Here is a 21,673-nt window from a genome sequence, read left to right as displayed (position 1 = left end):
CACACCGATACGGGAGCCCATGGTGAGCAAAACCCTCGACTACGCCCGGGAACTGATCCGCCGCCCTTCCGTTACGCCGGAAGACGAAGGGTGCCAGGACTGGATGATCGAAAAACTGGAAGCCCTGGGTTTCCAGTGCGAAACCCTGTGGTTCGAAGAGGTGCGCAATCTGTGGGCGCGGCGCGGCAACGGCGGCCCGCTGTTCGTGTTCGCCGGGCACACCGATGTGGTGCCCACCGGGGAACGCGAGGAATGGACCCATGATCCGTTCGCCCCCACTATCGACGGAGACTTGCTCTATGGTCGCGGCGCGGCGGACATGAAAGGCTCCATCGCGGCTATGCTGGCGGCGGTGGAGGATTTCGTCGCCGCCCACCCCGATCACGACGGCAGTATCGGTTTTCTGATCACCGCCGACGAAGAAGGGCCGTCGGTGAACGGCACCGTCAAAGTGGTGGAGTATTTACAGGGACGCGACGAGGCCATCGATTACTGTCTGGTGGGCGAGCCCTCCTCCACCAACACCGTCGGCGATGTGATTAAAAACGGCCGGCGCGGCTCCCTCGGCGCCGTGCTCACGGTCAAAGGCATCCAGGGCCATGTGGCCTATCCTCACCTGGCCCGAAACCCGGTGCACCAGGCCACTCCCGCCCTGGCGGAACTGGCCGCCGAGGAATGGGACCAGGGCAACGACTTCTTCCCCGCCACCAGCTTCCAGATTTCCAACATTCAGGCCGGCACCGGCGCCACCAACGTGATTCCCGGCCATTGCCGGGTACTTTTCAATTTCCGTTTCTCCACCGAACTCACCGAAGCGATATTGCGCCAGCGCACCGAGGCGATTCTGGACAAACACGGCCTGGACTATGACTTGCAATGGACTCTGTCCGGGCAGCCGTTCCTCACCGATCGCGGTGCCCTGGTGGACGCCACCGTGGCGGCGATTCGCCAGGAAACCGGCCGCGATGCCGAGTTGTCCACCGCCGGCGGCACCAGCGACGGCCGCTTCATTGCCCCCACCGGCGCTCAGGTAGTGGAACTGGGACCGGTAAACGCCACCATCCACAAGGTGGACGAACACACCAGTATCAGTGAGCTGGACATCCTCACCGGAATCTATCGACAGGTGCTGGAAAACCTTCTGGGCTGACTTATCCGGCGCCCCCAAACCACTGTAGGAGCCTGCCTTGCAGGCGAATGAGCTTTGGCTCAAAAAATTCGCCTGCAGGGCAGGCTCCTACAGTAGCTTCATAGTTCCACGGCTCTCATCCCTGGCGCCCAATCCGACCCTCCCCGGCGCCCCGGCCATGGCATGGCTTTCCCGATCGCTCCACTATTACCGCCAGTGATTCAATGTTGCCGCCGGAGCCGTAACCATGACCGTCGTGATCGACACCAACCCCGCCACCGGCAAAGCCGTAGCGGAACTTAATGAAACCGACCTCGCTACTCTGCCGGAACGTTTCAAGAAGGCGCGCCAGGCTCAGCGGATCTGGGCGGCCAAATCGTTCAGGGAACGGGCCGTGCACATCAGGCGCATGCGCAATTACATCCGCGACAACGCCGAGGAACTGGCCCGGGTAGTCAGTGAAAGCAACGGCAAGACGCTGGTCGATGCCCTCGCCACCGAGGTGTTGCCCTGTGCTCTCTCCTGCCAGTGGTATGGCCGTAACGCGGAGAAAGTCCTGGCGGCGAAACGCCGCCCCGGCGGCAGTCTGTTGTTCGCCAATAAACGCACCGAGATTCGCCGCCTGCCCCTGGGTGTGGTGGGCATCATCAGCCCCTGGAACTATCCCCTGTCGATTCCGTTCGGTGAAATCATCATGGGCCTGATGGCCGGTAATGCCGTGCTGTTGAAGGTGGCCGCCGCCACTCCTGCGGTGGGCCGCGCCATCGAGGGCATCGTCGAGGCCGGCCGGTTGCCGGACGGGTTGTTCCAGCACATCGTCGGCTCCGGCTCGGCAGTGGCCACCGCCTTCTTTGAAAATGGCGTGGACAAGCTTTTCTTCACCGGCAGCGTCAACGCCGGCAAGGTACTGATGGCCCAAGCCGCGCAAACACTGACGCCGCTGTCGCTGGAGCTGGGCGGCAACGACCCGATGATCGTGCTGGCCGACGCCGACCTGGAGCGTGCCAGCAACGGCGCCGCCTGGGCCGGTTACCAGAACGCCGGGCAAAGCTGCGGGGGTGTCGAGCGCGTCTATGTGGAAGCTTCAGTGTACGATGACTTCGTCGAACTATTGGCGAAGAAGACCCGCGCCCTGCGCCATGGTCCCGGCAACGATAAAAGCATCCCGGTGGACATTGGCAGCCTCACCACAGAGGGTCAGAAACGCACGGTGGAACAACATCTGGAAGACGCCCTCGCCAAAGGCGCGCGTATCGAGGCCCAGTCACGACCGGTGGGCGAGGTGGAAAACGGCTATTTCCTGCCCGCCACCCTGCTCACCCAGGTCAGCGACAACATGCTGGTGATGCGTGAAGAAACCTTCGGCCCGATCATTGCCGTCACTGCTGTGGCCAACGCCGAGGAAGCCCTGGAAAAAGCCAACGACTCCAAACTGGCCCTGACCTCCTCGATCTGGACCCGCGACAACAAAAAAGGCCGCGCCCTCGCCGCCCGGCTGGAATCCGGCGTCACCACCCTCAATGACCACCTCTACAGTCATGGCCTGTCGGAAACCCCCTGGGGCGGCTGGAAGGAATCCGGCATCGGCCGCACCCACGGCCCGGAAGGCCTGGAGGAAATGACCCACGTCAAAGCGATCAACTGGGACTTACTCCCGGCCAAGCGTAACCTCTGGTGGTACCCCTTCGACCGCGCCACCTACAAGGGCCTGCTCAACGCCCTGTACTTTGCTTTCCCCAAAAGCCCGCTGCAATGGCTCGGCGCCAGCCTGAAGCTGACGCCGTTCCTGGTCCGGAAAATGTTTGGGAAACAGAAATAAACAAAGTGGACAGTTGATAGTGGACAGTTGACAGCGGAAAGAAATGCGGAAGTGCAAAAGCCATTTGCGTATCAACAAAGTCGGTTCATGCCTTTTCTGTGGGAACAGCGGCTAAAGATCACCTGTTTTTGTTTTTCGCTGTCAACTGTCCACTATCAACTGTCAACTGCTCTTATCATTCCCATATAACAATCAACAAGCCGCTGACCACGATCAATCCAATCCCGGCCCAGGTCCAGGCGTCGGGGAAGTCGCCGAAGATCAGCCAGCCGAGGGTGACCGCGGAGACCATCTCCATATAGCTCACCGGGGACAGGACCGGGGCGCTGGCGTATTCGAAGGCGCGGATGATGAGAAAGTGCGCCAGGGCGCCCACCGAGCCCATCAACAGCATCAGTCCCCAAGTGGCCGGGTCCGGCCAGCGCCAGACCATCGGGACGATTAAACTGAGCACCGCCAGGCCAAACACCGAGGTGTAAAACAGCGTCACCGAGGGACGGCCGCTGCCGGACAGGCGCCGGGTGGTGAGCTGGTACAGCCCGTAGGACACCCCCGCCCCCAATCCCAGCAATGAGGCCCAATGGAACTCGCCCCAGCCGGGACGGATCACCACCAGAGTGCCAAGGAAACCCACCGTCACCGCGATCCAACGGCGCGGGCCAGCGCTTTCGCCCAGGATCAGCGGCGCCAGAGCGGTACTGACCAGCGGCCCGAGAAACGCCAGCGCCAGAGCATTGGCCAGCGGCAGAAAGGCAATGGCACCGAAATAACAAAGGGTGGTACTGAGCAGAAAGGCACTGCGGATCACCTGCAGGCCGGCATGGCGCGGGATCAGCGCGGACAAGGGCAAGCGCCAAAGCAGCAGTGCGCCAAGCAGCAGGAAATGGAACAGATACCGGGCCCAGGTAACCTGAACCACGTGGTATTCGTCGCTGAGGTATTTGGCCAGGCTGTCCATCAACGGCAGGATGCCGACGCCGGCGGCCATCAGCAGGACACCGGTAAGGGGGCGCGGGGCCGGCGCCGGTGCGAGCGGCGACGCCACGCCGACCTGCCCGCCCGCTTGCAGCTGGTTCAGAGCGCGCTCAGCCATTCCTGGCTGGGCGCGTACCACCAGGAGCCCGTGACCGGCCTGCTGTAATCCAGCAGACGATCGCGAACACCGTCGACCATGCCGTACATACGCCGTAGCAGGAACTCGAAACGTTCCCGCTCGCAGGTGAAGGCGATGAAGTAGGAACCGTGCTCGGTGGTGGTGCCATAGGGTACCGAGCGCCGCCAGATTTTCTGCGGCACACCATCATGGTCCACATCGGTGCGGCCCACGTGGGAGTTCTCCGGCATGTTCTCCCCATCGAACTCCACCGCGTCGGCCTTGGTACGGCCGAACACCTTTTCCTGTTCTTCCACCGGCAGGGCGTTGAAGCTTTCGAGTTTATGCACCCATTTCTGCGTGATCATCCAGCTGCCACCCGCCCCGGGCTGCCCTTCCGGAATCACCGCGGCGGCCAGAGCCTTGTCACCGGTGGGGTTGCCAATGCCATCGACGAAGCCGGACAGATCGCGCATATCGTGGTAAACGAAACCCTGAACCTCCAGTTGCAGAGCCAATACCTCACGCAACCGCCGCGACGCCGCCAGGGCGGTGTCAAACAGGTCACTGGGATTTTCCGCCTGGATCCAGATCAACAGATCCCCCTGCGTGGAGGGCGCCTTGCCTTCCAGGGAGAACGGCGGAAAGGTGAATGAGCGGGACAGCTTCCGCCACAGCCCGGGGCCGAACGCCATCAACAGCGGGGTGCTGGCCGGTGCCCGCGCCAGCACATCGCGCAAGGCCTGGCGCACCCCGTCCATGTCGGCGCCAGCGCCGAGGGCGAATTCCAGGAAAAGATGATGGGTATAGTGACGGTCAAACAGGCCGGCCTGGTGTTCGGACACGGGTTACTCCTTTAATACGGGGGTATCGCGAATCAGGATGATCGCGGATTGCGGGAAGAAATGCCATACGGACGGAGCGGTTAATCGGTCCCGGTAACGCTATGACCGTGGATACCGTTCGATTCCGCGCCAGTGTGAATCACCATGGTGGGCGCCATCGGTCCGCGTCCGGTAGAATCGACCTCTACCCGGATACCCAAGAGCTCGCTTTATGAGTCCATGGCTAGGCCTCGACCGACTGTTGTTTTTGCTGATCCGCGCCTTCATGCGGCTATGCACCCGCGCCACGGCACTGCCGGCGGATCCCGAAGAATTGCAACTGGACCCGAACAAGCCGGTGGTCTATGTAATGCGAGATCGCTCCGTGGCGGATGCGGCGGTGGTGCATCAAGCCACTCGCAAGCAGAAGCTGAGTGCCGCCAATTCCTCCCTGAGTCTGGGCAAACAGCATCTGCGCCGCAGCTATTTCTACTTGTACAAACGCGGAGTGACGGGCACCCGGCAACGGGATGCCCTGGTGCCGCCGCGTCTGCGGAAACTGGTGCGTGCCCTGCACGACAACCCGGACCTGGATGTGCAATTAGTGCCGGTGTCGGTGTTCTGGGGACGCCAACCGGAAAAGGAAAATTCCCTGTGGCGGATTCTGTTCTCCGATACCTGGGCGCCACCGGGTTTTATCAAGAAGTTTCTTATCATTCTTACCCAGGGCCGCGATCTGTACCTGCAATTCAGCCCGCCGGTATCCCTGCGCGTGCTTGCCGACCAGTCCGATGATGTGGACCAGGTGGTGCGCAAGACATCCCGTGTTCTGCGGGTGCACTTCCGCCGCCAGCAGGAAGCGGCCATCGGCCCCGACCTGTCTCACCGGCGCACCCTGACCAATGACATCATTCAGTCTCCGGCGGTGCGCCAGGCGATCCAGGAAGAGATCGCCAGCAGCGAGGACAAGGAAGAGAAAGTCACCGCCCGGGCCCGAGGCTACGCGCTGGAAATCGCCGCCGACTATTCCCACACCGTGATCCGGGCGCTGGAGCTGTTTCTCAACTGGGTCTGGAACCGCCTTTACGATGGCATTCGCCTCTATAATCTGGACAATCTCACGCAGGTGGCGAGGGATCACGAAGTGATCTACGTGCCCTGCCACCGCAGCCACATCGACTATTTGCTGCTGTCCTTCGTGGTCTATCGCAATGGCCTGGTGCCACCGCATATCGCCGCCGGTATCAACCTGAACCTGCCGGTGGTGGGCACCATTCTGCGGCGCGGCGGCGCTTTCTTCATGCGTCGCAGTTTCCGTGACAATCCGCTCTACGCGGCGGTGTTTTATGAGTATTTGCACACCATCACCGCGCGCGGCTTTTCCATTGAATACTTTATCGAAGGCGGCCGCAGCCGCAGCGGCCGCATGCTGCAACCCCGCACCGGCATGCTGGCGATGACCCTGCGCAGCTTCCTGCGCGATGCGCGCAAACCCATCGCTTTCGTACCGGTCTATGTGGGCTATGAAAAGGTCATCGAAGGCGGTTCCTATATTGGCGAACTGCACGGCAAGAAAAAGAAAAAGGAATCGGTCTTTGGGCTGCTGAAATCCGTAAAAGTGCTGCGCAGCCACTTCGGCCAGGTGCATGTGAATTTCGGCGAACCGATCAAACTGGTGGACTTCCTCGATGACCACCGGGAAGGCTGGCGCGGCGAGACACTGGACGCCCAGGAGTCCCCGGATTGGTTCAAACAGACGGTCAACGCCCTGGGCCAGGAAGTGGCCACGCGCATCAACGCCGCCGCCGTGGCCAACCCGGTCAATCTGATCAGCCTGGCGCTGCTGGCAACGCCCAAACACACCATGGATCTGCAACAGCTGCGGCAGCAACTGCAGCTGTATATCACGCTGCTGAACGAAGCCCCTTACAGTGACACCGCCTGCCTGGCGGACACCGACGCCGATGCCCTGATCGACTACGGGCTCAAACACGAGTTTCTGTTGCGAGTATCCCACCCCCTCGGCGACGTGGTCACCACCGATCCGGCCACCGCGCTGCAAATGGCCTATGTGCGCAACAACAGCCTGCATTTGTTCGTCTTGCCGGGACTGATCTGCTCGTTGTTCTTCAATGCCCGCAGCCTGAATCAGAGCACGCTGCAGCGCATGGTCGCCCTGCTCTACCCGTTCTTCCGCAACGAGTATTTCCTGCACTGGCAGGAAGGCGACGAACTGACCGATGCGGTCAATCGCATCGTCGGCATGCTGGAAGCACACGGTCTGGTGGAACGTGACGGCGATTGCCTGCACGGCGCGCCGATTCACACCGTGGCATCGGACATGCTGGCCCATCTGGGTCAGACGGTGATGCCGTCCCTGGAGCGCTATTATCTGACCATCCGTCTGCTGGTGCAGTACGGCGGCGGTCGGCTCGAAGCCGAGCAACTGGCGGAGCTGGCCAGCCGCACCACGCAAAGACTGTCGCTGCTGTACGAATTCAATTCACCGGAGTTTTTCGACAAGGTGGTGTTACGCACTTTCATCCAGCAGTTGCTGGACACTGGGCTGGTGTGGAAGGACGAGGCCGGCATGCTGCAGTTCGGCGATCATCTGCGGGCCCTGGATGACGAAGCCCGCCGTATTCTCAGCACCGACGTCAGTCAGGCGATCCAGCGGGTGACGCGAGTCCCGGAGCTGGAACGAGCGCTGGCGGACGAGCCGCACAGCCAGACGTAGAGATTCGCTTGCAGGCAAGCTCCCACAGCGGCTTCGTAGCGCAATTGTGGGAGCCAGCCTGCTGGCCAATCCGGCCCTCTGGCATTGGCACATTCACTTGCGGACGGAGGGTGAAGTGTAGACATCAAAGCGAACGGTCTTGCCCTCGAGACTGTGCGAGGCCGCCACCGCCGCCAGCGGCGGCGCCCGTCGCGGACGCTTGACCACCACCTTGCGCGCGTCCAGGCTCTGCGCCATGGCCAGCAACGCCTGCTCCTCGTCCTCATCCGGGTACCGACACAACTGCTGCAACCAGCGCAGATCCTGCTTTACCGCCGCGCTTTTGTCCCTGGGCGGAAACATGGGATCGAGAAACACCGCGTGGAACGGTCCTTCCAGAACAACCGTCAGATCCCGCGCGTCGGCAAGCGGCAACAGAGTGAGATGGGACGCCAGCGGCGTGCCCGCCGCACGCGCCAACCCGTCCGCCAGCAAGGCATGCAGCACCGGCTCGCGCTCCACCATTAGTACCTGAAAGCCGGCTTGGGCCATCAACGCTGAATCGCGGCCAAGGCCAGCGGTGAGATCGCAGACCCGCGCCGGCTCGTTGACGACTTTCCCCAACGCCTTGATCAATCGCTCATGACGCACCCGGTCCGCGGCCAGACGGTACCCCTGGCGGCCACCGAGGAAATCCACGCACAAAGGCGCTGCTTTTTGCCCCGGCGCCCATAAGGAAAGGCGGTCGTCGACGCGCCCAAGCACCAGTTCAACGCCTTGCTCCCGGGCACTGGCCACATCCTTTACACGAGGGACACCCTTCAGGTCCGGGGCGCCGGGGAGACAGGCCAGAGGTATCAAGACAGCGCCGTTGCCGAATAAATAACGTAGAACAGCACACCGCCCAGCAACAGCCGGTAGATCATGAACGGCAGCATGCCGATGCGATCCAGCAAACGCAGGAAGAACACAATGGTCAGGTAGGCCACCACACCACTGACCGCCACGCCCAGGATCAGGTGCAGCCAGTCCACCGGCACCGTGCTTTCCGCCAGATCCTTGGCCTTGAGCAGGCCGGCGCCAAGAATCACCGGTATCGACATCAGAAAGGAAAAGCGGGCCGCGTCTTCACGGCGAAAGCCCAGCGCCAACGCCGCGGTGATGGTAATGCCACTGCGCGAGGTGCCGGGGATCAACGCCAACGCCTGCGCCACACCGATCAACAAGGCACTGCCCACGCCCATGGTCTCGGTACCGCGCCGACGCGCGCCCAGCACGTCCGCGAGCCACAACAGCACACCAAAAAGTACCGTGGTCACCGCGATCACCATGGCCGAGCGCAATTCGTTCTCGATCAGATCCTTGGCCAGAAAACCGGCGGCCACCGCCGGTATTGTCGCCAGCCCCACCAGCAGGGTCAGACGCAACTCGCTGTTCATGGTGCTGGTGCGGATCCCCTTCAGGCTGCCACCGGTCATCGCCAACAGATCCCGGCGGTAATACACCACCACCGCCAGCAGGGTTCCCAGATGCACCGCCACGTCAAAAGCCAGCCCTTGGTCGGGCCAGCCGAACAGGGCCGAGGGCAGAATCAAATGAGCGGAGCTGGAGATGGGCAGGAATTCAGTAAGGCCCTGGATCAGGGCCAGGATAACGGCTTGAAAGGCATCCATTCGGCTCAGTCTTCCCGGGCGGTAAGTTGGTAACCGGACAAAAACTCCGGCGGCATACGGCGGGGTTTGCCCGAATCCAGCGCCACGCAGACCCAGCGGGTACGGCCACGCAGCAGCGTCAGCCCATCGGATTCACGGATGATTTGATAACGGCGGGTGATACTGATGCGCTCGTCGTTCTCCACGATCCAGGTGCCGACCAGCAGTGACTCCCCTTCGAACGCCGGCGCCAGATAATCCACTTCGGTACGACGCGCCACCATGCCACGGTTGAGCTGCTGGTATTTATCCCAGCCCAACCCCAGCGCCTGGGTGTGGTGCCAGGCGATCTGCTCCATGAAACGCAGATACTCGGTGTTGTTGACGTGGCCCATGACATCAATGGCCTGCTTCGGCACCACCACTTGCAGATGGTGCACATTCGGCAAATCCCACTCGATCATTACTTGCTCCCTATCTGAACCACCCGATCGCGCAAATAAACCGGCTGCGCCTGCTCGGCCGGCACGGTGCGACCTTCCCGTACCGCCGCCACCGCCAGACGAGCCACGGTGGCCGCGCGAGGCATCGCCTCGGCGTCCATCCCGGCCCAGGTCAGGCGGTCGCGCAGCGCGTCCTGGTAAACCGTTCCGGAACCGGCCAGCAGCCAGTCGCCGCCATCCAGCACGGGAATCCGTTCCGGCGCGAACACCCCTTCATCACACAGCGCTTCCACCTCGTCCCCGCCACAGCGATAAGCACCGAGATACACTTCCCCCATGCGGGCGTCGAACACCGCGACGATCCGTTGAAAGCGGGGATGGCGATCATGGGCGGCCAAGGCACAGGATGCCAGGGTGGAGACACCGACCACCGGCAAGTCCAGTGAAAAGGCCAGCCCCTGCACCACCGAGGTGGCGACGCGCACCCCGGTGAAGGAACCCGGGCCCTGACCAAACGCCAGCGCGTCCACCGAGGAGAGTTCGATGCCCGCTTCGGCCAGGAGTTCCTCCACCATCGGCAATACCCGTTCGGTTTGCCGGCGCGCGCCGGGTTCGAACTTTTCCAATACGGCACCGTCCTGCCACAGCGCCACGGAGCAGGCGTCGGTGGCGGTTTCGATGGCGACAATACGGGTCATCGGCTGGCTACTCCCGAGAAGGTCGCGGAGCCGATCCGGCGGAACACGGTGCCGGGCACGGTCAGCGATTCCTGATGTAATCGAAAAAACGTTTCACCACCTCCAGCTTGCGGGTGCGGGTCATGCCCGGCAGGCTGTCGATGAACATGCGCCCGTAGCCCTTGCTGAGCAGGCGCGGATCCGCCACCACCAGCAGGCCGGTGTCCTGCGGATCGCGGATCAGACGGCCGGCGCCCTGACGCAGGGCCAGCACCGCCTGGGGCAGTTGGTAATCACGAAAGGCGTTACCGCCGTTGCGATTGATGTACTCGATGCGGGCCGCCGCCACCGGATCACCCGGCGACGCGAACGGCAGCTTGTCGATTATGACACAGCTCAGCGCATCGCCTCGCACATCAATGCCTTCCCAGAAACTGCTGGTGCCAAGCAACACCGCATTGCCCAGACGCCGGAACTCGTCCAGCAATTCCCGGCGACCGGCCTCGCCCTGCACCAGCAACGGATAGCTCAGGCGCTGGCGCAGAATACCGGCGGCTTCGCGCAACGCCCGATGGCTGGTGAACAGAAAAAAGGTCCGCCCCTCGGCCGCTTCGATCACCGGCACCATGGCTTCGGAGAGCGCCGCGGTATACCCCGGCGAGGACGGCGCCGGCAGGCCATCCGGAGCGTAAAACACCGCCTGGCGTTTGAAATCGAACGGGCTTTCCAGACGCAGCGTCTCGGCCTCGTCCAGTCCCAGACGCTTCTGTAAATGCTCGAAACGGCCAGCCACGGACAGGGTGGCGGAGGTCAGCACCCAGGCACAGGGGTGCTGTTCCCGTTGAGCCCGGAGTTGCGCCGCCACCGACAACGGGGTGCCGTGCAGCACCGCGGTGCGACGAAACGTCTCGAACCAATAGACCCGATTCGGCGCCTGCGCCTCCAACAGATTCTCCAGAGTACGCAGATGCTCCCAGGCGCGTCGGGCACAGGCTTCCAATCCCCGGCTGGCCTTGGCGTGGGGTTTGAGGAAGGCTTCCAGTTCCGAGGTGGCCTCGCGCAGCGCCTGCCCCGCTTCCCGCACCGCCTCCAATTCCGCCACCTCGGACCAGGGCGCGCGGCGTTCCTGCTCACCGAGGCTGAGGCGGAAATCCTGACAAGCCTTATCCAGGGCGCTGATACGACGATTCAGCTCGCCCACATCGATGGCATTGCTGGACGCCTCCGACAGGCTGTCCCGTCCCAGCTCCTGAAGCTGCCGGGTACTCAGCGAATCGCCAAAGAAATTGGCCGCCACCTCGGGCAACTGGTGCGCCTCGTCGAAAATCACCGTGTTGACACTGGGCAGCAGCTCGCTCACCCCTTCCCCGCGCAACGCCGCATTGGCGAAGAACAAGTGATGGTTGACCACCACCAGGTCCGCCTCCTGGGCCTCCCGCCGGGCGTTCATCAAGGGGCATTCGGAATGGCGCGGGCACTCCGCGCCCAGGCAGTTATCCGCGGTGCTGGTCACCCAGGGCCACACCGGCGCGTCTTCCGGCAACTGCTTCAACTCTGCGATATCACCTGAACGGGTACGGCCGGCCCAATGGGCGACGATCTGCAACTGCTCGGCGGTTTCCCGCGTCAGGAAACGGGCTTCTTCCTGGTGCAGTTCCAGGCGGTAGGGGCACAGATAGTTGGCGCGCCCCTTCAGCAGGGCCACTTTGCGCGGTACCGGCAGCGCCTTGAGCACCACCGGCAGATCCTTGAAGAACAACTGATCCTGGAGACTCTTGGTACCGGTGGAGACCAGCGTGGGGCCATCGCCGAGCAGCGCCGGCAGCAAATAAGCCAGGGTCTTGCCGGTGCCGGTTTCCGCCTCCACCAGCAAAGTGCCGTGGGAACGGATCGCCGCGTCCACCGCGTCGGCCATGCGCAACTGGGGCTCGCGGGGGCGATAGCCCTCCAGCAGGCGGCCCATATGGTCGGCATCATTAAGCAATTCGCTGGCGCGAGTCACGGCGTATCCTTGAACCGGTCAGGAAAGGTCGCCGGGGCATGCCGGCAACATCGGGTCGGGTGGCAGAGGATAGCGGATATCGCGGGGAGAGGCCAAAGGGAGGCGCTTGCACGCTTACACGCAACACGCTGGCACGCTAAATCCAAAACCGGATAGCCGGTCCTGGAGACATGCTGGCCCGCCCCTGACTTCCCGAGCAACCAGCCCTTTACGTATGGCTACCAGGCCAGCAAGCATGGCGTGCAAGCGTGTTTGCGTGTTGCGGTCGCATGTAAGCGTGCAAGCGGCGCCCCCATAAAAAACGCCCGGGCCACGAAGGCACCGGGCGTTTGCTGAGAAGGCGGTGATCAGGCAGTGATGTCCTGAATCTGCTTCATCAGTTGCTTCTGATCGTCGGTGGGCTGGGCGGATTGCAGCGCCATCAGCTTGCTCATGTCACCTTCGATACGGATCTGGCCGCTCATGAAGCCCTGCATGCCGGCGGACTGGTCGCCTTCGATGAAAATGCGCTTGGCCAGATCGGGCGGCAGAATCAGAGTGGTGGGCGCTTCGTCGCGATGCCCTTCCTCGATCATACCGCCCACCAGGGACAACGCCTTCTCGCCACCGTCGCCGCTGACCGTAATGTTGATCACCAGATCGGCCAGAGCCGCCGGAGCGGACACGTCGCCGGCCGCATCCCGAATTTCCTTCACTTTCGCGAACCATTCGTCTGACAGGAATTCAACGCTCATTATGTTCTCCTCGCTCAAGGGATAGGGCTTCGAGACGCGCCTTTCCTTTTCAAACGGCCGTTCGAAACTTTCCCGTACCTTATAGAAAGGCTTGGGGGGTGGCAATAGCCGTACGCGGGTCCAAGAAGGCCAAAAAGGTCAATCCTCCGGCTCGGCCAACAAAGTCCGATACCGGCCGATGCACTCAATGTTCTCACGCGGGTAATCCGGCGCCAGATACGCCAGGGTCTCCGCCAGCACATGCGCCACCCGGGCACGGGCGTCGCCCTTGTCGTCATTGGGAATCAGATGCCAGGGAGCGTGCCCCGTATGCGTAGCGATCAGCGTTTCATTGACCCGTTCCAGATACAGGTCGCGGGACAACCAGTTCTCAATGTCAGCCGGCTCGAACTTCCAACGCTTGCGTGGCTTGTTGAGACGCTTGAGCAGACGCTTGCGCTGCTCCTCCGCCGAGGTGTTCAGCCACACCTTGATGATGCGGGTGCCTTCGCGGTGCAAATGATGCTCGAAATCGTTGATGGCCTGGTAGCGGCCAGGCCAGTCCGGCTCTTCCGGGACCTCGACCACCGGCCAGAGCCGCTCGGCCAGGACCGCCTCATAATGGCTGCGATTGAACGCCACCACCTGCCCCCGCGCCGGCAAACGCGGCCATACCCGCCAGAGAAAGTCATGGTTGAGTTCATCCCCCAGCGGCCGGCCGAAGGAATAGGCGCGGAACGCCGCGGGGTCCATGGCCCGCGCCAGAGTACGGATCAGGCTGTCCTTGCCAGCCGCATCCAGCCCCTGCACCACCAGCAACACCCCATAGCGCTGGCAGGCATACAGCCGCCGCTGGTGCTCATGCAATCGTTCCCGGCTCTCTTTCAGTGGTGGCGGCGGTTCACTGGCGAGAGTGGGCAGCTTGCGCACGTCCAGGGTGCCGGCGGCGGGCCAGCCGTAGGGGTCGATTTCCATGCCGGGGTCTCCCATTGCGATACCCCGAGCATAACGGTCCCGGCATGGCGTTGTCGTTACCAAGCATTAAGAGCGCTTATTTGTGGTTCATCGCGGTTTGGCGGGAACTGGAATTACTCTCCATCATGGACAGCGGAGCGGCGTTACGCCTTTACGGGAACGCCGTGAATACGTCCCTGTAGGCTCCCGGTCGAACGTCCCTGTTCGACAGGGTCCCGCAAAGGCAACGCCGCTCCGCTTCGAGGTAACCGACGACTACGGATGCCCTTTCGACCGTGGCCAAACCAGCAAAGAGGAATAGAGGGCATCATCTTCCCTCTCCCGAAAGGTCCATCGTTATTGGAGCCCGGAACGCGGCGGTTCACTCGAAGCGGGGCTGTACGGAGGCCTTCCGGGACCCTGTTTGACAGGGATGTCAAACAGGGAGCCTACAGGGATGTATTCACGGCGATCCCGGAAGGCCTCCGTGCAGACCCGCATCCCCGATGGAGGCCCACATTCTCGTTATTCCGCGATGAACCTCATTTATCTCCACGATGCTTTACCCGACCCGGTGTTCTAAAGCGTCAGGCGTTCGGCGCCTTTACAGGTCGTAGCCACGTTCCTCGTGCAACGCCAGATCCAGACCCTGGGCCTCTTCGTCCGGCGTCACCCGCAGCGGCGAGAACAGCCCCACCAGCTTCAGAACGCCCCAGGTCACCACCGCGGTGTAGACGAAAGTCACCACCACGCCCAATGCCTGCACGCCCACTTGCTGCAGCATGCCGTAGTCCGGCTTGGCGAAACCGAAACCGGAGAACACGCCCAGCTCCGTGGACGCGAACACCCCGGCCAGCAGCGTGCCGAGTATGCCGCCGACACCGTGCACCGGGAACACATCCAGGGAATCGTCGATCCGCCATTTCTGTTTCACCACCAGCACCATGTAGAAACACAGCACGCCGGCGCACAGACCGATCACCAGCGCCGCGCCCGGCCCGACGAAACCAGAAGCCGGCGTGATGGTGCCGAGACCGGCCACCATGCCGGTGGCGATACCCAGCGCCGAGGGCTTGCCGAACTTCAGATACTCCATGGTCACCCAGGCCAGGGAACCGGCGGCGGCGGAAATATGGGTCACCAGCATGGCCATGGCGGCGTTGCCGTCGGCGGCCAGGGCGGAACCGCCGTTGAAACCGAACCAGCCCACCCACAGCATGCCGGCGCCGGTCACCGTCATGGTCATGTTGTGCGGCGTCATCGCCTGCCCGGGCCAGCCTTTACGTTGGCCCAGCACCAGGGCCGCCACCAGCGCCGCCACCCCGGCGGTGATGTGCACCACGGTGCCACCGGCGAAGTCGTACAATCCCAGTTCGGCCAGCCAACCACCGCCCCACACCCAGTGGCACACCGGCACGTACACCAACAGCACCCACAGGCCGCTGAACGCCATCATGGCACCAAAGCGCATCCGCTCGGCGAAGGCACCGACAATCAGCGCCGGAGTGATGATGGCGAAGGTCATCTGAAACAGCGCATGCAGGCTCAACGGCAGGGATCCGGACAGGCTGTCACGGGTCATGCCGGCGAAGAACGCCAGATCCAGACCGCCAATCCAGGCGTTGGCGGCGCCACCATCGGTGAACGCCAGGGAGTAGCCGGCCACCAGCCAGATCAGCGACACCAGACAGGCGATGGCGAAACACTGCATCAGTACCGACAGCACGTTCCGGCCGCGCACCAGGCCGCCATAGAACAGGCTCAGCCCCGGCAAGGTCATGAACAACACCAAAGCGGTGGCGGTCAGGATCCAGGCGGTGTCCGCCTGATTAAGCGTGTCCGCCGCAGCGACACCGGGCAACAGCAGTGCCACCAGCCCCGGCAAATACCGTGACGAAACGAAGGGGAAGAAAGACATACGCATATTATTGGGTTCCTGGTTCCAAGAGCCTGTTTAAGGTCTCTACGCCGCGCCGGGCGGCCGGTTGCACCAGCGGGAAGCAGCCCGCTCCAATTGCACCGGGCAAGGGCATTCAAGAATCGGGCCAGGCACCCGTCGCCCAAAATTCGGGCATCACAGGGCAAAGGCACCGTTTTTGCGCACAATATCGGTGCCAGACCAGAGAGGAAGGCACTATCTTTGTGCACTAACGGCGTTATCAATCAGTGCGGGAAGGATGGAAAGGTGGGGATCTTCTCCCTTGTCTGCCCGGTACCGGTGCAACCGGCGGGGCAGACGCCTACAGGGAGACCATGAGGTCTCCAAGGCCCGTCAGTACAGGTAGGTGAACATCTTGCGACGGTATTCGCTGGCCAGCGGATCGCCCTTGGGCAGGCAGTCGAACACCTGCAGCAGAGCCGCCCTGGCGACGCCATCCTCATAGTCACGATGATCCCGCAACAAGGTCAGCAACGCTTCCAACCCTTCGCGGAACTGACCGGCGGCGGCGGCCCGCAGCCCATAGGCATGCAGATCCTCCGGCTTGCCACTGGCATTGATGCGTTCCGCCAGCGTCTTCAGGCTCTCGTTGCCGGCCGGCAGCTTGTCCAACAAGGCAAACCGGGCGCGGAACGGGCGCAGTTCCTCCACGTCCTCGGCGATTTCCGCCAACACCGACTGCGCCTCGTCCTGGCGGCCTTCGCCGAGCAGGAATTCCACCAGCAGCGCGCGGAAAGCGTGTTTGTCGGGCTGTTGCTGCAGCGTCTGCCGCAGCGCCTGTTCGGCCTGATCGCCGTGGCCGGCATCGATGGCCATGCGCACCTGCTCGAGAAACCCTTCTTCCTGTTCTTTCTCGGCGGCTTCCGGATCCAGCACCGGCGCCAGCCATTGGCGCAGAGCCCCTTCGCTCTGAGCCCCCTCCAATTCCGCCACCAACTGGCCCTGATAGACCAGTTTCAGGGACGGCAGGCTGCGTACACCGAACTGCGCGGCGATATTCTGCTGCTCATCGGCATTGACCTTGGCCAGGATCAGTTTGCCCTGATATTCGCCGGCCAGTTTTTCCAGGGTCGGTGCCATCTGCAGACAGGGCTGGCACCAGGGCGCCCAGAAATCCACCAGTACCGGCGTCTGCCGGCTGGCTTCCAGCACCTGCTGAATATTTTGTTCGTTAACGTCAATGATCGAGGCGTTGTCTTGCACCGCAATGCTCCTGTCGGGGTGTCGGAACCAGGGAGAGCGGCAATTGTACGTAATTCCACGCGCCAACGACATCCAGGCCTACCGCGCGGGGTGCATCCGATAGTCACGCGACGACGTCAAATACGGTTAAAAGACCCCGCGAACACAGGTATAAAGGTAGACTCAAGTCGTCCCCGAGTGTTGCCGCAGGGGAGCGCACACGGACGGGGACAACACCGGATGCCACCGGTGCCATTCACGCTGGCAAAGGAGATGACCATGTTGAGTCTGCTGGCCTTGCTGATTCTGGCCGCCACTCTGATCACCGTTTTCTATTTACAACTGTCGCTGACCGTCGGCTCCATCACTTTCGTGGTGGCGTATCTGTTGTGCGGCGTGCTGTTCGCCGGCTGGTTGTTGAATCCTCTGCTGCTGATTCTGGTGGCGGCGGCCCTGGTGGTGCTCAACCACCCGGGACTGCGCCGTAAGCTGATCGTGCAACCGGTGTTCAACAGCCTCGGCAAGGTGATGCCGCCGATCGGCGACACCGAGCGCGAAGCCATCGAAGCCGGCGCCACCTGGTTCGAAGCCGAGCTGTTCAGCGGCAAGCCGGATTGGGATGATTTCTCCAAGACCCGCTTCACCACCCTCAGCGAGGAGGAGCAGTCCTTCATCGACAACGAGGTGGAACAGCTCTGCGGCATGCTCAATGAATGGCAGATTTACCATGAGCTGCGCGACCTGCCCGAGGAGGTCTGGCAATTCCTCAAGGACAAGGGCTTCTTCAGCCTGATCATCCCCAAGGAGTACGGTGGCAAGGATTTCAGCCCCTACGCCCAGAGCCGGATGATGAGCAAGATCGCCACCCGCTCACTGACCGCCGCCGTTACCGCCATGGTGCCCAACTCCCTCGGCCCGGGCGAACTGCTGGCCAAATACGGCACCGACGAGCAAAAACAGCGCTGGTTGCCGGACCTGGCCGCCGGCAAGGAAATCCCCTGCTTCGGCCTGACCGGACCCGAGGTGGGCTCCGACGCCAGCAACCTGCCGGACCGCGGCGTGATCTGCACCCAGGAGGTGGATGGCGAGGAAGTGCTGGGCATGCGCCTGAGCTTCGCCAAGCGCTGGATCACCCTGGCCCCCATCGCCACCGTGGTGGGGCTCGCCTTCAAACTGTATGACCCGGATCATCTGCTCGGCGACGAGGAAGAGCTGGGCATCACCTGTGCCCTGCTCCCCGCGAACACCCCGGGCGTGGAAATTGGCCGGCGCCATAACCCTGGCGGCTCGCCGTTCATGAACGGGCCGATCAACGGCACCGACGTGTTCGTGCCCCTGGACGCCATCATCGGCGGCCCGGACATGGCCGGCAAAGGCTGGCGCATGCTGATCGAATGCCTGGGCGCCGGACGCGGCGTCTCCCTGCCGGCCCTGGCCACCGCCAGCGCCGAGATGGGCTACCAGACCGCCGGCGCCTTCGGCCGTATCCGCCGCCAGTTCAACACCGCCGTGGGCCAGTTCGAGGGGGTGCAGGAAGCCTCCGCCGAAGTGGCCGGCCTCGCCTATACCCTGGAGGCCTATCGCCATCTGGTCACCCGGGGGCTGGAAGAAGGCACTATTTCGGTGGTCACCGCCATGGCCAAGTACCATTCCACCGAAATGATGCGGCGCCTGATCAACCGCGGCATGGACATCGCCAGCGGCCGCGCGGTGCAAGCGGGGCCACGCAACTTCATGGCGCTGCCCTACCAGGCCATCCCCATCGCCATCACGGTGGAAGGCGCCAATATTCTGACCCGATCGCTGATGATCTTCGGCCAGGGCGCATTGCGCTGCCATCCGTTCCTCTACGACGAGCTCAACGCCCTGCAGGACGAGGACCAGGAGCGCGGCCTGGAAACCTTCGAGGCACTGTTCCTCAAGCACGCCGGCCACACCATCGGCAATATGTGCCGGGGTCTGGTCCATGCGCTGACCGGCGGCCGTTTGGCGGACATCCCCGCCAACGCGGACAGCTTCAGCACCCCCTGGTACCGTCTGATCAGCCGTTACAGCGCGGTGCTGGCCAGCACTTCCGACGCCGCTTTCGCACTGCTGGGGGGCGACCTCAAGCGTCGCGAACTGCTCAGCGCCCGGCTCGGCGATGTCCACAGCCAGTTGCTGATCGCCTGCGCCGTACTCAAGTTCCATGGCACCCTGCCCCGGGACGAAGCCAACGACGCCCACGCCACCTATGCCCTGCATCACGCCCTGAGCCAGGCCCACGAAGCACTGGAGGCGTTCTACCGCAACCTGGGCACGTTCGGCATCGGCTGCCTGTTGAAAGGCTGGTTCTTCCCGCTCGGCCGCCCGACCGGCGCCCAACGCCCCGGCGACGACCTGATCCGCACCGTCGGCGATCAGATCATGGAGCCCACCAGCGTGCGGGAAGCCCTGGCCAGCTACACCTACCGCTGCGATGACCCGGAGGACGCCATCGGCCGGGTGGAAAACACCTACCGCAAACTGCTGGAGGTGGAACCCGCTTACCTGGCCTTCCTCAAGGCCGACGGCAAAGGCGAACTGGATGGGGAAACCCTGGAAGAACGCCTGCACGTGGCGGTGGCCAAGGGCGTGATTGCCGGCGACAAGGTGAACGAGTTGCTCGAATACGACGCCCTGCGCTACGACTGCCTGCTCACCGACGCCTTCGACTTCGAACTCAAAGAGGTGAAAATGCACACCGAACGACCGGTGTGAATCGCGGGCCGGGCGCCGGGGGACCGGCGTCCGGCAATGTCTTGCCAATCAGCGACTCCAAAAACAGCAAATAAGATGTTATTAATCTGATTTACTATTTATTTAATGTTTTTCCATGATATAACAGCCAGTATGTTGTTTTCCGACAATCGGAGTACGTCATGCTGGAGATCACCCGGATACTGGAACAACGCCGCAAGTCCCTGGGGCTGACCCAAAAGGACATGTTGATGCGTATCGGCATGTCGCAACAGCAATATCAACGCATCGAATCCGGCGGGGATACTCGCGTCTCCACCCTGCTGCGTATCCTGGAAGGCATGGGACTGCAATTGCGTCTGGTGCCCGAGGAGCAAGTGGCCGAGGTCGACGCTCTGCTGAACGGCACCGGACGACTGGAGCGGAACATCTTGTCCGAGCCGGATGAAGGCCATTGGGACAGGATGCTCAAGGATCTGGAGGACTAGCCGGTGTCTTCGGCCCCCAAACAACGGGAATCCGTGGAAGCCCTGTCACTGACCCTGCATGGCCAGCGTGTCGGCATCGTGTCGCACTATGCCGGCGGCAAGAATATTCTGGTGTTCGACCCCGCCTTTGCGGCCATGCCCGCGGCACCTGTCTTCACGCTGTCCCAGACTATCTCGAAGCTGGCTTTCCAACCCCGCATGGCCTCACAACGGCTGCCTCCGGTGCTGTCCAATCTGCTGCCCGAAGGCGCTCTGCGGGCCTGGATGAGCCAGGCCCTCAAGGTTCACACCGATAACGAATTCCCATTGCTGGCGGCGGCAGGCGCCAACCTGCCAGGAGCGCTCGTGGCACAACCGATCCAGGCGGGCGAAATCCCGGGTTGGGCTCTTAGCCAGAGGGATCGTACCGAACCGGTTCAAATCAATGTCCAGGCGCTTCAACAGAAGTTTTCCCTCGCTGGCGTACAGATGAAGTTCTCCGCCAGCCGCCAGGATGGACGGATGAACATCGCCTCCACGCAAGGACAAGATGAGTGGATCATCAAAACACCCTCCACCGTGCACCAACAGGTACCCGCCAATGAATACAGCGCCATGAAACTGGCTGAACACCTGGGTGTGACCATTCCACAAATAGCCTTGTTGCCATTGGATCAAATAAGCGGACTACCTGATATTCCGCTGCCTGATGAATCCCTGGCCTACGCCATACAACGGTTTGACCGTTCCCTGCGGGGACGGATCCACAGTGAGGATTTCGCTCAGGTTTTCGAACTGTATGCCCACGAAAAATACGGTCGGAGAAACTATGAGCAGATCGCCGCCACAATCTACCACTATGGCGGAGAAGGCCTGCCGGACACCCAACAGATGGCGCGCCGCCTGCTGGCCAATATCCTCCTCGCCAACGGCGATGCGCATCTTAAAAACTGGACGCTCCACTACCCCGACCAGCGGACGGCACGACTGGCGCCAGCCTACGACATTCTGACAACGCTACCCTATATAAGAGGCGAGACGGATCTCGCCCTGAATATGGGCCGGGAGAGAAACTGGTATGCCTTGACCCTGGCGCATTTCCAGCTGTGGGCGGAACGAGTGGGCGTGCCCTGGCCGGCGGTTCGCGTGCATCTACTGGACGCCCGGGACCGCGCACGGGAACACTGGCCGGCCCTGCTGGACGAATTGCCGATGGCACCGGAACACAAGCAACTCCTGCGTACGCATTGGCGGAATCTCAACGATGATTTCCGTATTGTCTGAGGGATTCCATGGCTGTTTTTGTTTTTCGCCAGCAGCCCTCCCCAGATACACAAATGGTATA

At 62.5% G+C, this 21,673-nt stretch carries 17 protein-coding genes; 6 read left to right on the top strand and 11 right to left on the bottom strand.

Features of this window, described 5'->3' with window-relative positions; all coding sequences use genetic code 11:
- Nucleotides 1–19: 19 nt before the first annotated feature.
- Together dapE and B5T_RS09405 are read left to right on the top strand one after the other, a co-directional pair.
- Entirely contained in the window at nucleotides 20–1,150 is a 1,131-nt protein-coding gene (dapE, locus tag B5T_RS09410; protein ID WP_014994262.1) for a succinyl-diaminopimelate desuccinylase, read from the top strand.
- Nucleotides 1,151–1,376: 226 nt separating this feature from the next.
- The gene (locus tag B5T_RS09405; protein ID WP_014994261.1) at nucleotides 1,377–2,948 is read left to right on the top strand and encodes an aldehyde dehydrogenase family protein; all 1,572 of its coding nucleotides are present in this window, start codon (nucleotides 1,377–1,379) and stop codon (nucleotides 2,946–2,948) included.
- Nucleotides 2,949–3,123: 175 nt separating this feature from the next.
- On the opposite strand, the gene B5T_RS23065 is transcribed toward B5T_RS09405, so the two are convergent.
- Nucleotides 3,124–4,041, bottom strand: coding sequence for a DMT family transporter (locus tag B5T_RS23065; RefSeq protein ID WP_014994260.1), 918 nt, complete (start codon nucleotides 4,039–4,041; stop codon nucleotides 3,124–3,126).
- Nucleotides 4,023–4,886 (bottom strand): Dyp-type peroxidase, encoded by an 864-nt coding sequence (locus B5T_RS09395; RefSeq protein WP_014994259.1) that lies wholly within the window; start codon nucleotides 4,884–4,886, stop codon nucleotides 4,023–4,025. The genes B5T_RS23065 and B5T_RS09395 overlap by 19 nt, the downstream gene beginning before the upstream one ends.
- Nucleotides 4,887–5,097: 211 nt before the next feature.
- On the opposite strand from B5T_RS09395, the gene plsB reads away from it, so the two are divergent.
- On the top strand, nucleotides 5,098–7,602 hold the full coding sequence (gene plsB / locus B5T_RS09390) for a glycerol-3-phosphate 1-O-acyltransferase PlsB (protein WP_041716968.1): 2,505 nt from the start codon (nucleotides 5,098–5,100) through the stop codon (nucleotides 7,600–7,602).
- A gap of 93 nt (nucleotides 7,603–7,695) precedes the next feature.
- Here the strand turns inward: plsB and B5T_RS09385 are convergent, their stop codons facing one another.
- From B5T_RS09385 to B5T_RS09345, 9 genes are all read right to left on the bottom strand, one after another.
- A complete protein-coding gene (locus B5T_RS09385; protein WP_014994257.1) occupies nucleotides 7,696–8,379 on the bottom strand; it encodes a class I SAM-dependent methyltransferase in 684 nt (227 codons plus the stop codon).
- 59 nt (nucleotides 8,380–8,438) lie between these two features.
- Nucleotides 8,439–9,254 carry an undecaprenyl-diphosphate phosphatase gene (locus tag B5T_RS09380; RefSeq protein WP_014994256.1) on the bottom strand — a complete coding sequence of 272 codons (816 nt, stop codon included), beginning with the start codon at nucleotides 9,252–9,254 and terminating at the stop codon, nucleotides 8,439–8,441.
- Nucleotides 9,255–9,259: 5 nt separating this feature from the next.
- A complete protein-coding gene (locus B5T_RS09375) occupies nucleotides 9,260–9,697 on the bottom strand; it encodes an acyl-CoA thioesterase (RefSeq protein WP_014994255.1) in 438 nt (145 codons plus the stop codon).
- A complete protein-coding gene (gene tsaB, locus B5T_RS09370) occupies nucleotides 9,697–10,374 on the bottom strand; it encodes a tRNA (adenosine(37)-N6)-threonylcarbamoyltransferase complex dimerization subunit type 1 TsaB (protein WP_014994254.1) in 678 nt (225 codons plus the stop codon). Before tsaB ends, B5T_RS09375 begins: the two co-directional genes overlap by 1 nt.
- Nucleotides 10,375–10,435: 61 nt before the next feature.
- Nucleotides 10,436–12,355: an ATP-dependent DNA helicase gene (locus B5T_RS09365; RefSeq protein WP_014994253.1), complete on the bottom strand. Its 1,920-nt coding sequence runs from the start codon at nucleotides 12,353–12,355 to the stop codon at nucleotides 10,436–10,438.
- Nucleotides 12,356–12,702: 347 nt separating this feature from the next.
- Nucleotides 12,703–13,089: an SCP2 sterol-binding domain-containing protein gene (locus tag B5T_RS09360; protein WP_014994252.1), complete on the bottom strand. Its 387-nt coding sequence runs from the start codon at nucleotides 13,087–13,089 to the stop codon at nucleotides 12,703–12,705.
- 138 nt (nucleotides 13,090–13,227) lie between these two features.
- A complete protein-coding gene (locus tag B5T_RS09355; protein WP_014994251.1) occupies nucleotides 13,228–14,043 on the bottom strand; it encodes a polyphosphate kinase 2 family protein in 816 nt (271 codons plus the stop codon).
- A 583-nt stretch (nucleotides 14,044–14,626) separates the two neighbouring features.
- Nucleotides 14,627–15,946, bottom strand: coding sequence for an ammonium transporter (locus tag B5T_RS09350; protein WP_014994249.1), 1,320 nt, complete (start codon nucleotides 15,944–15,946; stop codon nucleotides 14,627–14,629).
- Nucleotides 15,947–16,294: 348 nt separating this feature from the next.
- Complete coding sequence (locus B5T_RS09345) at nucleotides 16,295–17,164, bottom strand: tetratricopeptide repeat protein (protein WP_014994248.1); 870 nt, start codon at nucleotides 17,162–17,164, stop codon at nucleotides 16,295–16,297.
- Between the two features lie 258 nt (nucleotides 17,165–17,422).
- Here B5T_RS09345 and B5T_RS09340 point away from each other — a divergent pair, with 258 nt between their 5' ends.
- The 3 genes from B5T_RS09340 to B5T_RS09330 all read left to right on the top strand — a co-directional run bounded on the left by B5T_RS09340 (nucleotide 17,423) and on the right by B5T_RS09330 (nucleotide 21,612).
- A complete protein-coding gene (locus tag B5T_RS09340; RefSeq protein ID WP_014994247.1) occupies nucleotides 17,423–19,882 on the top strand; it encodes an acyl-CoA dehydrogenase in 2,460 nt (819 codons plus the stop codon).
- A gap of 161 nt (nucleotides 19,883–20,043) precedes the next feature.
- A complete protein-coding gene (locus tag B5T_RS09335) occupies nucleotides 20,044–20,349 on the top strand; it encodes a helix-turn-helix domain-containing protein (RefSeq protein WP_014994246.1) in 306 nt (101 codons plus the stop codon).
- 3 nt (nucleotides 20,350–20,352) lie between these two features.
- Nucleotides 20,353–21,612 (top strand): type II toxin-antitoxin system HipA family toxin, encoded by a 1,260-nt coding sequence (locus B5T_RS09330; RefSeq protein WP_014994245.1) that lies wholly within the window; start codon nucleotides 20,353–20,355, stop codon nucleotides 21,610–21,612.
- Nucleotides 21,613–21,673 lie beyond the last annotated feature (61 nt).

It is taken from the genome of Alloalcanivorax dieselolei B5 (assembly GCF_000300005.1).
GTDB lineage: Bacteria > Pseudomonadota > Gammaproteobacteria > Pseudomonadales > Alcanivoracaceae > Alloalcanivorax > Alloalcanivorax dieselolei.
This window is presented reverse-complemented; position numbering and strand designations above follow the sequence as displayed.

What these genes read in the sequence shown, in the direction of transcription:
- dapE (WP_014994262.1), top strand. Translation starts at nt 20, where the DNA reads ATGGTGAGCAAAACCCTCGACTACGCCCGGGAACTGATCCGCCGCCCT.
- B5T_RS09405 (WP_014994261.1), top strand. Translation starts at nt 1,377, where the DNA reads ATGACCGTCGTGATCGACACCAACCCCGCCACCGGCAAAGCCGTAGCG.
- B5T_RS23065 (WP_014994260.1), bottom strand. Translation starts at nt 4,041, where the DNA reads ATGGCTGAGCGCGCTCTGAACCAGCTGCAAGCGGGCGGGCAGGTCGGC.
- plsB (WP_041716968.1), top strand. Translation starts at nt 5,098, where the DNA reads ATGAGTCCATGGCTAGGCCTCGACCGACTGTTGTTTTTGCTGATCCGC.
- B5T_RS09380 (WP_014994256.1), bottom strand. Translation starts at nt 9,254, where the DNA reads ATGGATGCCTTTCAAGCCGTTATCCTGGCCCTGATCCAGGGCCTTACT.
- B5T_RS09375 (WP_014994255.1), bottom strand. Translation starts at nt 9,697, where the DNA reads ATGATCGAGTGGGATTTGCCGAATGTGCACCATCTGCAAGTGGTGGTG.
- tsaB (WP_014994254.1), bottom strand. Translation starts at nt 10,374, where the DNA reads ATGACCCGTATTGTCGCCATCGAAACCGCCACCGACGCCTGCTCCGTG.
- B5T_RS09360 (WP_014994252.1), bottom strand. Translation starts at nt 13,089, where the DNA reads ATGAGCGTTGAATTCCTGTCAGACGAATGGTTCGCGAAAGTGAAGGAA.
- B5T_RS09355 (WP_014994251.1), bottom strand. Translation starts at nt 14,043, where the DNA reads ATGGAAATCGACCCCTACGGCTGGCCCGCCGCCGGCACCCTGGACGTG.
- B5T_RS09350 (WP_014994249.1), bottom strand. Translation starts at nt 15,946, where the DNA reads ATGCGTATGTCTTTCTTCCCCTTCGTTTCGTCACGGTATTTGCCGGGG.
- B5T_RS09340 (WP_014994247.1), top strand. Translation starts at nt 17,423, where the DNA reads ATGTTGAGTCTGCTGGCCTTGCTGATTCTGGCCGCCACTCTGATCACC.
- B5T_RS09335 (WP_014994246.1), top strand. Translation starts at nt 20,044, where the DNA reads ATGCTGGAGATCACCCGGATACTGGAACAACGCCGCAAGTCCCTGGGG.